The sequence below is a fragment of the Bifidobacterium saimiriisciurei genome (assembly GCF_010667655.1).
Lineage (GTDB): Bacteria > Actinomycetota > Actinomycetes > Actinomycetales > Bifidobacteriaceae > Galliscardovia > Galliscardovia saimiriisciurei.
Window position 1 is genome coordinate 110,843 of record NZ_WHZU01000005.1, and the last position, 13,762, is coordinate 124,604.

Consider the following 13,762-nt stretch of genomic DNA (forward strand, 5'->3'; position numbering starts at 1 on the left):
TATCGTCGTTATGTAACTTATGTCTTTCCCCTTGAAAAGGTTGAAATTTCAGGCATGTCGCCAGTTTTACAAATTATATTTGCAAAAGTCTTTTCTATAAGCTATAGTCAATATCAACAACAACGCAACGAAGCGGTCGCCACGGAGGCGACCCAAACGAGACAGCCGCCGAAAGGCGGCGGGAGATCAACCGCCATTCAACGACGACAGGAGGTGAACCACCATGATGAACTTCTTCGCCGACTCGGCCCTTACGGAAGCGCAGTTCCGTCACCGTCAGGAACGTCTGGTCGGCCGCCTCACCCACATGTAAGAGCCTTCGACGCACAAAGTCCTTCCGCGACGCAGCCGTCGCATGACATCCCCTTCCGGATTCATCCACCCGGATTCAACGAAGAATTCAAATAACAAACCACTTGCCCCACGGACTTTTATATAAGAAGGAAATCATCATGAAGGCTCTTGTTCTCACCGGCGTCAAGCAGTTCGAAATCCAGGACCTGCCCACCCCCGAGATCGCCCCGAACGAGGTGCTCATCAACACTGCGTACGCGGGCGTGTGCGGCACCGACCACGACCTGTACGCCGGCCGTCCCGGCTCCGCCGCCGCCGTCCCGCCGATCGTGCTCGGCCACGAGAACTCCGGCATCGTCGAAGCCGTCGGCGCCGAGGTCACCAATGTCAAGCCCGGCGACCGCGTGGCCGTCGACCCGAACATCTACTGCGGCCAGTGCGAGTTCTGCCTCACCCAGCGTCCCGAACTGTGCGACCATCTCAGCGCCGTCGGCGTGACCCGCGACGGCGGCCTCGCCGAACAGTTCACCGCCCCCGCCTCCGTGGTCTACCAGCTGCCCGACAACGTGAGCCTGCGCGACGCCGCCGCCATCGAGCCCGTCTCCTGCGGCGTGCACGGCCTCGACCTGCTCGACCTGCACCCCTACCAGAAGGCTCTCGTGATCGGCGACGGCTTCATGGGCCAGATCTTCGCCCAGCTGCTCCAGGCCTACGGTGTGCATCAGGTGGACCTCGCCGGCATCTTCGACGACAAGCTCGCCCGCAACAAGGAGAAGTTCGGCGTCACCGAAACGTTCAACACCACCCGCGAGCAGATTCCCGCCGACGCCTACGACGTCGTCATCGAGGCCGTCGGCCTGCCCACCACCCAGGCCCAGGCCGTTGCCGCCACCAAGAAGGGAGCCCAGGTGCTCATGTTCGGCGTCGGCCCGCAGGAGGCCCACTTCGAGATGAACACCTACGAGATCTACAAGAAGCAGCTGACCATCCAGGGCTCCTTCATCAACCCGCTGACCTTCAAGGACGCCATCGCCCTCGTCTCCACCGGCAAGATGAACATCGGCGGCCTCATCAGCCACGAGCTCGAACTCGAAGAGGTGCAGGACTTCCTCGACGGCAAGATCAAGGGCGTCTCCAAGGCGGTCGTCAAGGTCGGCGACTTCGACAAGTAAGCCTCGCTTTACTGCTGGGGCGTAGGGAGGGGGTGTGTTTCTGGACACACTCAAGGCCGTTCGGCCTCACTCCGGGGGTTGTTTTGCCCAGCATAACAACCCCCTCCGTTGCTTACGGTCTAGAAACACACCCCCTCCCTACGCCACGGTGGCGCGAGTACTTGGACTCAAGGGCATGGAGAACCCACTCGGTGCCTGTTGGCTTTATGCAACGCAATTCTTATCTCAGCGACTTCACGCGCACATTCGAAGGATCCCGCAACGAGGCGGGATGGGAACCAAGAGAGACATTATGATCAGGCTTTTTGAGAAATTCGGTATTCCACGAACTTTGCTGCTCGGATTCCTTGCCGTGGCCATCTTCATGACCGGCGACGGATTCGAGCTCACCTTCCTTTCCAAATACATGGTCGACCAGGGCTTCACCGCCTCGCAGGCCTCCCTGCTCGTCACCGTCTACGGCCTGTTCGCCGCGCTCGGCGGCTGGACGGCCGGCGTGCTCGCCGAGATGTTCGGCGCCCGTCGCGTCATGATGTTCGGCGCCTGCTGGTGGATCGGCGTGCATCTCGTCTTCCTCGGACTCGCGCTGCCGAGCGGCATCTATCCGTTCATCCTAGGCATCTACGCGGTGCGCGGCATCGGCTACCCGCTGTTCATCTACTCGTTCGTCGTGCTTATGGCCCAGTACATCCCACCGGCCCGACTCGCCTCCGCCACCGGCTTCTTCTGGACCTGCTTCTCGTTGGGCATCGGCGTGTTCGGCGCCTACCTGCCGAGCTACATCATGCCGCACTTCGGCGAGTACCGCACCTTCTGGTTCGCGCTGCCGTTCTCTATCGTCGGCACCATCATGTGCTTCTTCTGCGTGCCGAAGAACAAGGTGGTCAAGGGCGACGGTCTGAGCACCGCCGAGAAGCTGAAGGAGCTCACCGACGGCGCCACCATCCTGTTCACCAACCGCAAGATCGCCATCTGCGCCGTCATCCGCATCATCAACAACCTGCTGCTCTACGGCTTCCCGGTCATCATGCCGCTGTATCTGTGCACCACGAAGTACGGCGGCATCAACATCTTCAAGACCGAGGAATGGATGCGCATCTGGGGCTTCGTGTTCGTCGTCACGCTAATCTTCAACACCTTCTGGGGCTGGTTCATGGACCGCTTCGGATGGGTGTGGCCGATGCGCTGGTTCGGCTGCGGCGTGCTGGCCGTAGGCTCCGTGCTCTTCTACTACATGCCCCGCTGGTTCGGCCCGAACACGCTGATGATGATCGTCGCCTCCATCGTGGTCGGCATCGGCACCTGCGCGTTCTCCTGCCTGCCGACCATCATGACGCTTGAGGCCCCCGACAAGCAGGGCGCGGCGCTCTCCGCCTACAATCTCGCCGCCGGCCTGACCACGTTCGTCGGCCCCGGCATCGCCACGGTGCTGCTGCCCGTCATCGGCATCGAAGGCATCTGCTGGACGTACGCGGCGCTGTACGTGGTGGCGCTGCTGCTCACGTTCACCCTGCATCCGAAGCAGCCCGGCTTCGACGAGAAGGGCCGTCGCATCCCCGGTGCCAGGACCATCGGTGACGAGCTGGTCGAGGAGGCCGAGCAGGAGGTAACCCTCGTGGCCGATTCCTCCTCCGAATCCGAGTCCAGGACCATCGCCTCCGGCACCAAGACCACCAAGGTCATGGCCACCGCCTGACCACGGTTATATGCTGGCAACTCTCCCCGCCACGCAGGGGGAGTTGCCAGTCTCCAGACTGACCGAGGGGTCCATCAGTCACGTCCCGAACTCCGGACCGCACACATAATCCCCCGAACATCACCGTCGTGCATCAACCGACGATCGCATCAAAGTATCATCATTCGGCAAATGGCACGGCATTGCGGCGGCGCCAGACACGACGTGCCTTCATACACTGAAATCACTCAAATCACCAACCCTTGCAAAGGAGCATCGACCATGGCCGATTCCAAGCCCATGACCGCATTCACCACCGATTTCCAGCATTCCGGCATGCCCGCCAAAAACCTCGACGAGACCATCGAGTTCTACACGAAGAAGCTCGGCTTCGAGCTGGCCGGCCTGTTCCACAACGGCGATAACCGTTGCGCGTTCCTGCGCTACGGCCATCTGACCATCGAAACCTGGGAGGGCGACCCGGCGCCGATGGAGACCGGCGCCATCAACCACTGGGCGTTCGACACCCCGGACATCGAGGCCGCGTTCGAGAACGCCAAGGCGCTCGGCCTGCGCTTCAAGGACACCGAGATCCAGTCCATCCCCTCGTTCTGGAGCAACGGCATCCGATTCTTCAACGTCTACGGCCCGAACAACGAGACCATCGAGTTCTGCCAGATCGTGTGAAACCCGAATTCCGGTTCACTCGTTTTCATCCTTTCGAAAAGAGTGAACGGACAAATGCGGCACGGAGTACGGATTTTCTACAATTCCGTACTCCGTGCCGTTTTTCATTACAGGGCACATACTAAGAACGTTGATTTTTCAACGATTTTGAAATCCTTCATATTGAGGATTCCGGCACGGAACGAAGAAAACACCCATTCAACTGCTCCATGCCAAGAAATTCCGCCACGGAATACAACAACGCGATATACGGGCGTTCCCTGCCAAGGCAACCGGCTGCGGAACGCAATATGCGGCGAAATACCGCTTCCCTGCCAAAACTATGCCACGGAATTATTCTCCGGCAGTATCTTGTGCGACGCCGACGAACACCCGTTTACCGTCCGGCATGCGTCTTGCGATACTGTGACGGCGTCATACCGGTCCGGGCCAGGAAACGACGATTGAAATTGGAGGCGTTGGCATAGCCGCTCGACTTCTGGATTTTGGCGATGGGCATGGTCGTGGTGGTCAGCAGTCGGCATGCCCGACCGATTCTCAGCTGGCAGACGAAATCAGAGAACCCGATGCCGGCCACGTTCTTGAAGAACCGGGAAAACGTCGACGGACTCATCGACGCGGAACGTGCGGCCTGGACAAGACTGGCATCGGCAAGATTCGCCGAGATATAGGCGATCGCCGAATTGACGGCGGACTCGGCGCCGACCGCGGTGTCTGGATTGTAATCCGGCGTGACCACCGTACGGGATTCCTCCGCCGGAGCCTGCTCGAACACCGAAAGCAGGGCGACAAGATCGGCGATCCTCCATGACGGAGTATGACCGCCCATGGCAACCAGCAGATCGCCTGCGACCTTGGCCGACTCGCCGGAAAGCACAATGGCCTGCTGCGAGCGCCGCAGCACCCGTTCGAAGCCGGCGGCCTCGGGGAATATGCCCATCAGTCTGCGAACGGTCTGGGGACGGACATGGCAGAGCACATCCCGATGCGAAAGACGCTCTCCCGGGATGATGTCGGACAGCCAATTATGCGGCAGATTCGGCCCGACCATCGCCACATGACCGGCTTCGAACGGCATCAGGCCGTCCCCCGCCATGAACTGTCCGCTGCCTTCACGAATGAGATGGAACTCGATCTGCGGATGGTAATGCCACTTGGCCAACGAACTCGGGTATCCGTGGCAGGCCCATCTGATCGAGGCGTCGGTGTCGGGGACGATCACTTCAAGCGTTCCCGAGCCGGAATGTGCGCCGGCGTTGGCTCCCCCGGCCACCGTGCTTATTAGCCATGCATTCATGTCAATGCTCCTTGCCTACGCCGCCGGACTCGTATCGCCAAGAAGACGACGCCGTCATTCCGTATCATACGATGAGAGGCCATCGACAAAGCATCGATGACCTCTTCGTATACCCTTGTCCGAGACATCATGAACAAAGCAAGGAATCGAGAATCAGTCGCGGTCGACGGTGATCTGCAGCTTGATGTCGCCGGGGCGTCCCTCGTCCATGCGGTCGAAGGCGGCCTTGGCGTCCTTCATCGCGTACGTGTCGGTGATGAAGGGCTTGAGGTTGAGCTTGCCGCTGGCGACCAGGTCGATGGCCTTCTGATACACGTTGGCGTAGCGGAACACGTTCTCGATGCGGACCTCGGTGGCCTGCAGCTCGGTGATGTCGATGGACACCGGGTTCACCGGGATGCCGACGAGCACCGCGCAGCCGCCGGGGGCGATGAGCTTCCAGAAGGTCTCGAACGCCTTGGGGGCGCCGGAGCATTCGAACGCCACGTCGGCACCCCAACCGCCGGTCTCCTCGCGCACCCGCTCGACCAGGTCCTCCTTGGTGAGGTCCACTGGGATGATGCCGGGAATCTGGCCGATGATGCCGAGCTTGACGTCGGAGACATCGGAGACGATGACCTTGGAGGCGCCGCCGGCGAGCGCGGCGGAGGCGGTAAGCATGCCCACGGTGCCGGAGCCGGTGACCACGCACACGTCACCGGGCTTGATACGCGCCTTGGTGGCGGCCCACATGCCTACGGCGGTGGGCTCGAGCAGGGCGCCCTCGCCGAAGCTCATGTTGTCGGGCAGGTGATAGGTGAAAGCGGCCGGATGGATGACCTCCTCGCACAGGCATCCGTCGATCGGCGGGGTGGCGAAGAATCGGACGGCCGGATCGACGTTGTACATGCCGAGACGGCTGGCGCGGGAGGTCATGTCGGGGATGCCGGGTTCGAGGGCCACGCGGTCGCCGGGCTTGAAACCGGTGACGCCTTCGCCCACTTCGAGCACGGTGCCTGCGGCCTCGTGACCAAGGATCATCGGCTGCTCGACCACGTACTTGCCGACACGGCCGTGCGTGTAGTAGTGCAAGTCGGAGCCGCAGACGCCCACGGTGTGCGGGGCGATGCGCAGCTCGCCGGGGCCGGGCGCCGGAACGTCCGGGACCTCGCGCACGTTGATGACGCCCTGCTTCTCGAGAACTACTGCCTTCATGGTGATACTCCTTTGTTGTTGGGGTTTATGGGGTTGGTTGGTTTATTTGTTGGTTGGGGTTTGGGTCTGATTAGGCCGCCACCGTGGCGGTCATGGCGGGCTCGGCGCCGCCGTCGACGGCTGCGACACGACCATGCTGCTCGCCCGACCTGTCAGGCTTGGCGGCGAGTCGGTGGCCATGCTCGTCGAAGCCAGGCTGCTTCGGCCGGATGAAGAGCGAGATGGCGGAGCCGCCGATGTAGCAGATCGCGTAGGCCCAGCACACGCCGGCGAAGCCGACCGTCTCCAGCAGGATCGTCGCGATGAACGGACCGCAGAACGTGGTCAGGCCGGAGGCGAGGTTGTGGGCCGAGACCGCCGCGCCCTTGTGTTCGGGCTCCAAAGCGGGGAATATGGCGCCCATCGGAACGAACGCGGAGATGCCCATGCCCAGCACCACGGCGCATACGTACATGACCGGCAGGTTATGGCCGAGGAACTGCGGAACGTAGTACATGGCGAGCGTGCCGAGCGCGGAGAGCCAGCAGCCCCACCAACGCATCTGACGCATCCAACCGAAGCGGTCGCCCATACGGCCCCAGAACACGTTGCCGAACACGGTGACGACGAAGAGCAGACCCCAGATGGTGGACCATTCGGTGACACGGAACCATGCACCGCCGCCGTTGTTGTACGTGGCGAGGTACAGCGGCATGATGACCGGGAAGCCGTACAGCGTGAGGTTGCAGATGACGCGCAGCACCGCCGCGAGGGCGATCTGCCGGTTCTGGCCGAGGATGGTCACGCCGCGGGAGAGCTCCTGCAACTTCTCCGTGGTGCTCATGGCGTCGAGGTTCTTGTTGACGGTCTTCGGCACGAAGAACAGGCAGATGAGCATGCCGGCGATGGAGAACGGCAGCGATACCCACAGCGAATAGTATTCGCCGATCACCGGGGTGATGAACGCCGGCAGGTAGGCGCCGAACACGCCGATGCCGAACGAGTAGGCCGTCCAGAACCATCCCATCGCCGAGGCCAGCCTGCCGGGGTCCACGGTCTGCGCCAGCAGCACCACAAACGAGTAGATGAACAGCGGGTAGCCCATGCCTCGCAACGCGTACACCAACAGCATCAGCGGATACATGTGGCTGGGAAGCGCCACGCCGATGAACACCAGATGCAGTCCGATCCATGAGACCGCGCCGATGAGCATGATGCGCTTGGCTCCGAAGAGTTCGGCCAGCACGCCCGACGCCCATCCGGCCAGCGCCGCCACCAGACCGTACATGGTGAACAGCATTGACGCCTGTGCCGAGGTGAATCCCTGATCAACCACATATTTCGAGAGGAACGTCAGTTCGAATCCGTCTCCCGTCATGAATACGCCGATTGCCAGGAATCCTGGCAACAGCCTTCGCATCAGCCCCTGCGCCATGCTTGTCTCCTTACCGTGGAACTTCGTTGTCATCCGCCCGTCTTTGAAGCGTTAATACAAGTTTCGTTCCGAAAAACCACGGTTTTATGGCTGTCCAAGGTAAAGAATTGATACTTTTTTGCAGTGAGCGTGGCTACACGATAGACATCATCATCGATGAGGATGCCACGCTTTTCGACCCAACGACTGCGATAAGTGACACGGAGTACGGATTTTCGACGATCTCGTACTCCGTGCCACTTTCTATTACAGGGGACGCACTAAGAACGTTGATTTTTCAACAATCTCAATATCCTCTTCACCGGAAAATCCGGCACGGAACGAAGAAAACAATCGTCCCTTCGCTCCCTGCCAAGAAATTCTGCCACGGAACACAGCAATGCGGCATACGAGCATTCCCTGCCAAGGCAACCGGCCACGGAACAACGGAACACGCCATATCGTCGTTCACTGCCACAACGACCGGCCACGGAACGCAATACGCGGCGAAATACCGATTCCCCGCCAAAATCCCAGCCACGGAACGTCATATACGACAGGACGCCGCTCCCCAACGACCGCACGAAAACCTACCGTATGACGAGATACAGCAGCATGGCGGCCACGATGACGACCAGTCCGATGACGATCACCGCCGCCAGTCCCGCGCGGATGCCGAACACGCGGCCGCGTTTCGGCTCGCGCGGATCGACGGCCCGTCCGCTTTCCAGCAGCGTGGAGAACGCGCCGAACGCCACGAGCAGCGACCCCATGAGCAGCAGCACCATAAGCGCACGCGTGGGGAACTCCAGCCCGTCGCCCAGCTGGATGGATGCGATGACGAACGAGATGATGCCGGCGAAGAAGCCGATGAATTCGAGCATGTCGATACGTTCGTTGTCGAACCGGCGGCCGAGCTCGTCCATCTTGTCGTCGAGTTCGCGGGCGCGTTCCCGTTGCGCGGACTGCGCGTCGTCGATGACCGACGACAGCGAGCGCATGTTCGAGAGCATGTTGCAGGTGTTGCGTGCGTCGAAGATCTCGTTCATCTCGGTCACGTATGTGCTTTCCTTGATGGTCCTGCCGCCGGCGGAACCTCCGTCCCCCGCCGAGCCATCGTCCCCGCCGCGCGATTCCCGCCATGCGTTGTATCGCGCGTTCTCGATGTCGACGGCCTGGGAGAACTCGCGCTGCGCCTCGCCGTATCGGCCGAGGCACGCGAGGATCCGTCCGTAGCTCACGTGGAAGATGGGATGCCAGCCTTCGCGCGGGCGCTTGTCGAACGCGGACAGCAGACCGTTCAGCGCCGCGATGTCGTCGTCTTCGGGCATCTGCCGGCCGGAGGAGATGAGTTCGCGTTCCACGCGTTCGAGAATCTGCTCGGTGTAGGTGTTGAGGAATCCGATGTGGTCGGGCGCGATATCGAGCGCCTGCCGCGCGGCCTGTTCGGCGCGCGTCTCGTCGCCGCCGTAGAGATGGTACATCGACAATGCGTACTGGTACAGCGAGAATTCGCCGAGGCAGACGTTCATCAACGGCACGAAACGCCCCCAGTAGCGCAGCCGTCGTTCGGCGTCGAATTCGCAGCGGTGGAACCATTCGAAGGCGATGAAGAACGCCGGCAGTAGCGCGAGGTCGTTCTTGTGGCGGGCGCTGACGTCGAGCACGGAGTCGCTGATGTCGATGGCGTCGGCACGGTCGAACGTCTCGTGTTCGATGACGTCCTCACGCAGGTATCGTTCGAATTCGGGGTCGTCGGGTGAGACGCCGGCGAGATGGTCGTAGACGCCGCGCAATCGTTCGATGACGTCCGTCGATACCGGGAATTCGGAGCCGGCGAGCTCCTTCAACAGGGCATTGGCGCCGGGGAAGGCCGACACCGACGCGAATGTATTGTCTTCGACGGAAACGCCGTCGTTCCTGGAACCGTCCGTCGCGGGGTTGTCGGTCATCGAAGGCCCTCCACTCATGTGCCCATACGCTTATGCGACCCATATAATCGCAATTGACATCAGTGTATCGCCGCGAAAGCGACGCAGGAGCATTGATGGGGAACGACAGGAAAGGAATGCCGATGAAGCCCGTGGTGGCGTTGATGATGCAGTATTCGGAGACCGTGGACGGCGCGTTCGACATCGATCCCGGCTATCTGCGACTGCTGGAGTTCGCCGGGGCGAACGTGCTGACCGTCGACCCGTCCGACGACGACGAATACCTGCTGTCCATGCTTGACCGCGCCGACGGCCTGCTGATTCCCGGCGGCAACGACATCGATCCGGCGCTGTACGGCGGCAAAACGCTGCCCGGCATGGACGAGCCGGTGCCGTTGCGCGACCATGCGGAGGCGACGCTGCTGCGAGCCGCCTACGAGAGGCGCATGCCGTATCTGGGCGTGTGCCGCGGATTGCAGATGATGTGCGTGCTGGCGGGCGGCAATCTCTATCAGCAGATAGCGGACGATGTTCCCGGATCGCTCGACCATTGGCAGAAGACGCCGTTCGCCGAGCCGTCGCATGAGGTGCGTCTGCTGCCGGGCACTCCCCTGCATCGGATTCTCGGCCGTGATTCGCTGCCGGTCAACAGCGTGCATCATCAGGCCGTGCACGAGGCCGGCGATGGCGTGGAGATCCAGGCCGTCGCGCCGGACGGCGTCGTCGAGGCCGCGTACCGGCCCGACCGCGAGTTCTTCATGGCCGTGCAATGGCATCCCGAGCAGACGCCGGCCGACGAGCCGAGCCGACGGCTGGCCCGCGCGTTTGCCGAGGCGTGCGACGAATACCGACGGGATCGGGCCGCGTAGACAGCGTAGACGGCGAACGCCATCGTTCGCACGTCATACGAGCCTACGGGCCGGGTTCCCCGTGCCGCACGCGCCGCTTTGTAGTCGCGTACAACGTCGCGCGGGGAAGTTGATGGGGCATGACAATGCCTCGGACTCCACGGCACCGTACCATGGAAACGGATTGTCATATTTGTACCGGAATCGCGAGCGCCCGGCGGAACGCATAGCGCGCCGAGAATCGAGGACCTATGAAGGAATACACGGAACCGGGAACCATCGAGGTGGCCGACGACGAGACCCTGTACTCGCTGCTCACCGACCGCATCGAACGCACGGGCGAGGACACGGTGATCGCCAGCCGCAAGACCGGCCCCGGCTCGTGGGCGAACATCACGACCGGCGAATTCCATAGGCTCGTGCTGGCCTGCGCGAAGGGATTCATGGCGTTCGGCGTGAAGAAGGGCGACGCGGTGACGCTGTTCTCCGCCACCCGCTGGGAGTGGGGCGTGCTGGACTTCGCGCTGGCCGCCATCGGCGCGGTGAACGTGCCGATCTACGACACCGACTCCGCGGCCCAGGCCAAGCGCATCCTCAACGACTCCGATGTGAAGATCGCCATCGCCGACGACGCCGAGCGGTTCGACCGCCTGCATTCGGTGATGGATGAATGCCCGGCGTTGCAGCGCATCCTCATGCTCGACTCGAACGCGCTCGGCGCGCTGGAGGGCCTTGGCGTGTCGGTGAGAGACGAGGAGCTGCAGGCGCGCATCGACTCCGTGCACGCCGACGACCTGGCGACCATCGTGTACACGTCCGGTTCGACGGGCGCACCGAAGGGCGCGGAGCTCACGCACCGCAACTTCCTGTCCATCGTGCGCGCGGGATTCATCTGCATGAAGGAGATGATCTGCGACGACCATCCGCGCCTGCTGCTGTTCCTGCCGCTCGCGCACTGCTTCGCCCGCTACATCCAGTACTGCTCCATCGGCTCCGACGACGGCGTGGTCGGCTACCTGCCTGACACGCATTCGCTATTGCCCGACCTGCGTTCGTTCCGCCCGACGTATCTGCTGGGCGTGCCGCGCGTGTTCGAGAAGGTGTACAACGCCGCCTCTCGCAAGGCCGGCATGGGCATGAAGGGCCGGCTGTTCGCCAAGGCCGCCGAGGCCGCCCGCGACTGGTCGCGCACCGCGCAGGAGGGCCGTCGCCATACGCTGAAGCAGATCTCCGAGCACGCGATGTACGAGTCGGCCGTGTACCGCACGGTTCGCGGCGCATTGGGACCGAACATCAAGTACGTGGCCTGCGGCGGCGCGCCGCTCAACCCTGATCTGGCGCACTTCTTCGCCGGCATCGGCCTGCCGATGATCCAGGGCTACGGCATGACCGAGACGGCGGCGCCGTTCACCGTCACGCGCGTGGACGACAACCGCATCGGCACGGTCGGCCGCTGCGCGCCCGGATCCTCGGTGCGTATCTCCGACGATGGCGAGGTGCAGGTCAAGGGCGCGAACGTGTTCCGCGGCTACCACAACCTGCCCGAGAAGACCGCCGAGGCGTTCACCGAGGACGGCTGGCTCAGGACCGGCGACCTCGGTTCGCTCGACGACGACGGCACGCTGACGATCACCGGCCGTGCGAAGGACATCATCATCACCGCCGGCGGCAAGAACGTCTCCCCCATCCCGATGGAGGAGATCATCAACACCTGCCCGATCGTGGACCATGCCGTGGTCGTGGGCGACGGCCGGCCGTTCATCGCCGCCGTGGTGACGCTGGACGTCGAAGGACTGGCCGCGTGGCTGCCCGCCCACGGTCTGCCATCATCGACGCCGTTGGCCGAGCTCGTCGACAACACGATGATCCGCAACGAGATCCAGGTGTATGTTGACCGCGCGAACGCGCAGGTCTCCCGTGCCGAATCCGTACGCAAGTTCGTCGTGCTGGCCGATCATTTCACGCAGGACAACGGCTGCCTGACGCCGTCATTGAAGGTCGTGCGTCCGAAGGTGCTCACCGTCTTCGCCGACGTCATCGATCACGACATCTACGCCGGCAAGCGCTGACGGAAGCGTTGCGACGGAGCGTCTTCTGCGTTACGGCAGGCTCGACGTACTGTTGTACGCCTTCGCCTACCGCGCCTTGAAGTCGCACACGTCGCAACACTTCCGAGCAAGATGCCTTCCACATTGTGGAGGACTCGACGTACCTTTGTACGCCTTCGCCCTCCACGCCTTGAAGACACACGCATCATGACAATCCCACGCAGGAGGAGACGCCTTCGCCTACCGCGCCTTGAAGTCGCACACGTCATGGCGCGTCGTCGTTGCGGATGCCGAAGGGGATGTGCACGGCGGGAATCCTCAGCGCCGGGTTCTCGAGATTGGCAAGCTGGTCGTCGAAGAAGATGTGCGGCTGCACCTCGTTGAGGAACGGCGTCTTGTTGAGTCCGCCGAGGAAGAACGCCTCGTCGACGGTCAGCCCCTTCTCCTCGAGCGTGCGGATGGCGCGTTCGTGCGCGGGCGCGCTTCTGGCGGTCATGAGATACACGCGCAGCGACGGCTTATGCTCGGCCGTGCTGGCGCGCGCGGCCTGCTGCAGCTGGTTCAGTCCCTTGAGCAGCTGTTCGAGAGGCCCGTTTTCGAGCGGACGGTCGGCGTTCTTCATCTCGTGTTCGCCGTACCGTTTGGTCGCGTGTTCGGGATCGATGGCCTTGACCTGCTGGAACAGACGTTCGGAGGAGTCGCCGGCGAGCACGCCGTCGAAGTCGAAGGCCACGCGCAGTTCGCCGTCGTCGGCGATGTGCTGGCCGTTGAACGGCAGCACGAGTCCGGCCGGCAGTCCCTTGCCGACGGCGTTCTTGACCTCGTCGGCGTTGGCCGAGAGGAACAACGCCATGTTGAATTCGCGCATCAGCGGGAACGTGGATGCGCCGCTGCGGAACACGGCCCGGGTGATGCCGAGCTCGTAGTGGCGGATGCTGTTCATGATGCGCAGACCCGTACGCGGGCTGTTGCGCGACAATACGACGACCTCGACGCCTTCCTCGTCGGGATCGTCGAACAACGTATTGAACTGCAGCAGCCGCGATACGAACGGGAATGCCGTGCCGGGCTCGAGCGGGTCGTCGACGTGGTCCTGCTGATACCGCTCATACGGCCCGACGCCATCGCGGTCGTAGATGCCGTTGGCCTCCTCGAGATCGAACAACGCGCGCGACGATACGCCGATGACCAATGCCTTGCGCGATAGATCGGCCATGATGTCC

General features: G+C 62.5%; 10 protein-coding genes. 5 read left to right on the forward strand and 5 right to left on the reverse strand.

Annotation, left to right across the window (positions count from 1 at the left end):
- The first annotated feature begins 452 nt into the window (after positions 1–452).
- The 3 genes from GFD18_RS04375 (at position 453) to GFD18_RS04385 (ending at position 3,828) form a co-directional block, all read left to right on the forward strand.
- Positions 453–1,466 carry a zinc-dependent alcohol dehydrogenase family protein gene (locus GFD18_RS04375; protein WP_163198292.1) on the forward strand — a complete coding sequence of 338 codons (1,014 nt, stop codon included), beginning with the start codon at positions 453–455 and terminating at the stop codon, positions 1,464–1,466.
- Positions 1,467–1,758: 292 nt separating this feature from the next.
- Positions 1,759–3,162, forward strand: coding sequence for an MFS transporter (locus tag GFD18_RS04380; RefSeq protein WP_163198294.1), 1,404 nt, complete (start codon positions 1,759–1,761; stop codon positions 3,160–3,162).
- 261 nt (positions 3,163–3,423) lie between these two features.
- Positions 3,424–3,828 carry a VOC family protein gene (locus GFD18_RS04385; RefSeq protein ID WP_225432886.1) on the forward strand — a complete coding sequence of 135 codons (405 nt, stop codon included), beginning with the start codon at positions 3,424–3,426 and terminating at the stop codon, positions 3,826–3,828.
- Between the two features lie 376 nt (positions 3,829–4,204).
- Here GFD18_RS04385 and GFD18_RS04390 read toward each other — a convergent pair whose 3' ends face one another.
- The 4 genes from GFD18_RS04390 to GFD18_RS04405 form a co-directional block, all read right to left on the reverse strand.
- Positions 4,205–5,125 (reverse strand): AraC family transcriptional regulator, encoded by a 921-nt coding sequence (locus tag GFD18_RS04390; RefSeq protein ID WP_163198296.1) that lies wholly within the window; start codon positions 5,123–5,125, stop codon positions 4,205–4,207.
- A 153-nt stretch (positions 5,126–5,278) separates the two neighbouring features.
- Complete coding sequence (locus GFD18_RS04395; protein WP_163198298.1) at positions 5,279–6,319, reverse strand: NAD(P)-dependent alcohol dehydrogenase; 1,041 nt, start codon at positions 6,317–6,319, stop codon at positions 5,279–5,281.
- A 70-nt stretch (positions 6,320–6,389) separates the two neighbouring features.
- The gene (locus GFD18_RS04400; protein ID WP_163198300.1) at positions 6,390–7,733 is read right to left on the reverse strand and encodes an MFS transporter; all 1,344 of its coding nucleotides are present in this window, start codon (positions 7,731–7,733) and stop codon (positions 6,390–6,392) included.
- 569 nt (positions 7,734–8,302) lie between these two features.
- Complete coding sequence (locus GFD18_RS04405) at positions 8,303–9,664, reverse strand: hypothetical protein (protein ID WP_163198302.1); 1,362 nt, start codon at positions 9,662–9,664, stop codon at positions 8,303–8,305.
- A gap of 116 nt (positions 9,665–9,780) precedes the next feature.
- Here GFD18_RS04405 and GFD18_RS04410 point away from each other — a divergent pair, with 116 nt between their 5' ends.
- Positions 9,781–10,512 (forward strand): gamma-glutamyl-gamma-aminobutyrate hydrolase family protein, encoded by a 732-nt coding sequence (locus GFD18_RS04410; protein WP_163198304.1) that lies wholly within the window; start codon positions 9,781–9,783, stop codon positions 10,510–10,512.
- A gap of 230 nt (positions 10,513–10,742) precedes the next feature.
- Complete coding sequence (locus tag GFD18_RS04415; RefSeq protein ID WP_163198306.1) at positions 10,743–12,560, forward strand: AMP-dependent synthetase/ligase; 1,818 nt, start codon at positions 10,743–10,745, stop codon at positions 12,558–12,560.
- A gap of 244 nt (positions 12,561–12,804) precedes the next feature.
- Here GFD18_RS04415 and GFD18_RS04420 read toward each other — a convergent pair whose 3' ends face one another.
- Entirely contained in the window at positions 12,805–13,755 is a 951-nt protein-coding gene (locus GFD18_RS04420) for a 5'-nucleotidase (RefSeq protein ID WP_163198308.1), read from the reverse strand.
- Between the last annotated feature and the right edge of the window lie 7 nt (positions 13,756–13,762).

What these genes read in the sequence shown, in the direction of transcription:
- GFD18_RS04375 (WP_163198292.1), top strand. Translation starts at nt 453, where the DNA reads ATGAAGGCTCTTGTTCTCACCGGCGTCAAGCAGTTCGAAATCCAGGAC.
- GFD18_RS04390 (WP_163198296.1), bottom strand. Translation starts at nt 5,125, where the DNA reads ATGAATGCATGGCTAATAAGCACGGTGGCCGGGGGAGCCAACGCCGGC.
- GFD18_RS04415 (WP_163198306.1), top strand. Translation starts at nt 10,743, where the DNA reads ATGAAGGAATACACGGAACCGGGAACCATCGAGGTGGCCGACGACGAG.
- GFD18_RS04400 (WP_163198300.1), bottom strand. Translation starts at nt 7,733, where the DNA reads ATGGCGCAGGGGCTGATGCGAAGGCTGTTGCCAGGATTCCTGGCAATC.
- GFD18_RS04380 (WP_163198294.1), top strand. Translation starts at nt 1,759, where the DNA reads ATGATCAGGCTTTTTGAGAAATTCGGTATTCCACGAACTTTGCTGCTC.
- GFD18_RS04395 (WP_163198298.1), bottom strand. Translation starts at nt 6,319, where the DNA reads ATGAAGGCAGTAGTTCTCGAGAAGCAGGGCGTCATCAACGTGCGCGAG.
- GFD18_RS04420 (WP_163198308.1), bottom strand. Translation starts at nt 13,755, where the DNA reads ATGGCCGATCTATCGCGCAAGGCATTGGTCATCGGCGTATCGTCGCGC.
- GFD18_RS04410 (WP_163198304.1), top strand. Translation starts at nt 9,781, where the DNA reads ATGCCGATGAAGCCCGTGGTGGCGTTGATGATGCAGTATTCGGAGACC.
- GFD18_RS04385 (WP_225432886.1), top strand. Translation starts at nt 3,424, where the DNA reads ATGGCCGATTCCAAGCCCATGACCGCATTCACCACCGATTTCCAGCAT.
- GFD18_RS04405 (WP_163198302.1), bottom strand. Translation starts at nt 9,664, where the DNA reads ATGACCGACAACCCCGCGACGGACGGTTCCAGGAACGACGGCGTTTCC.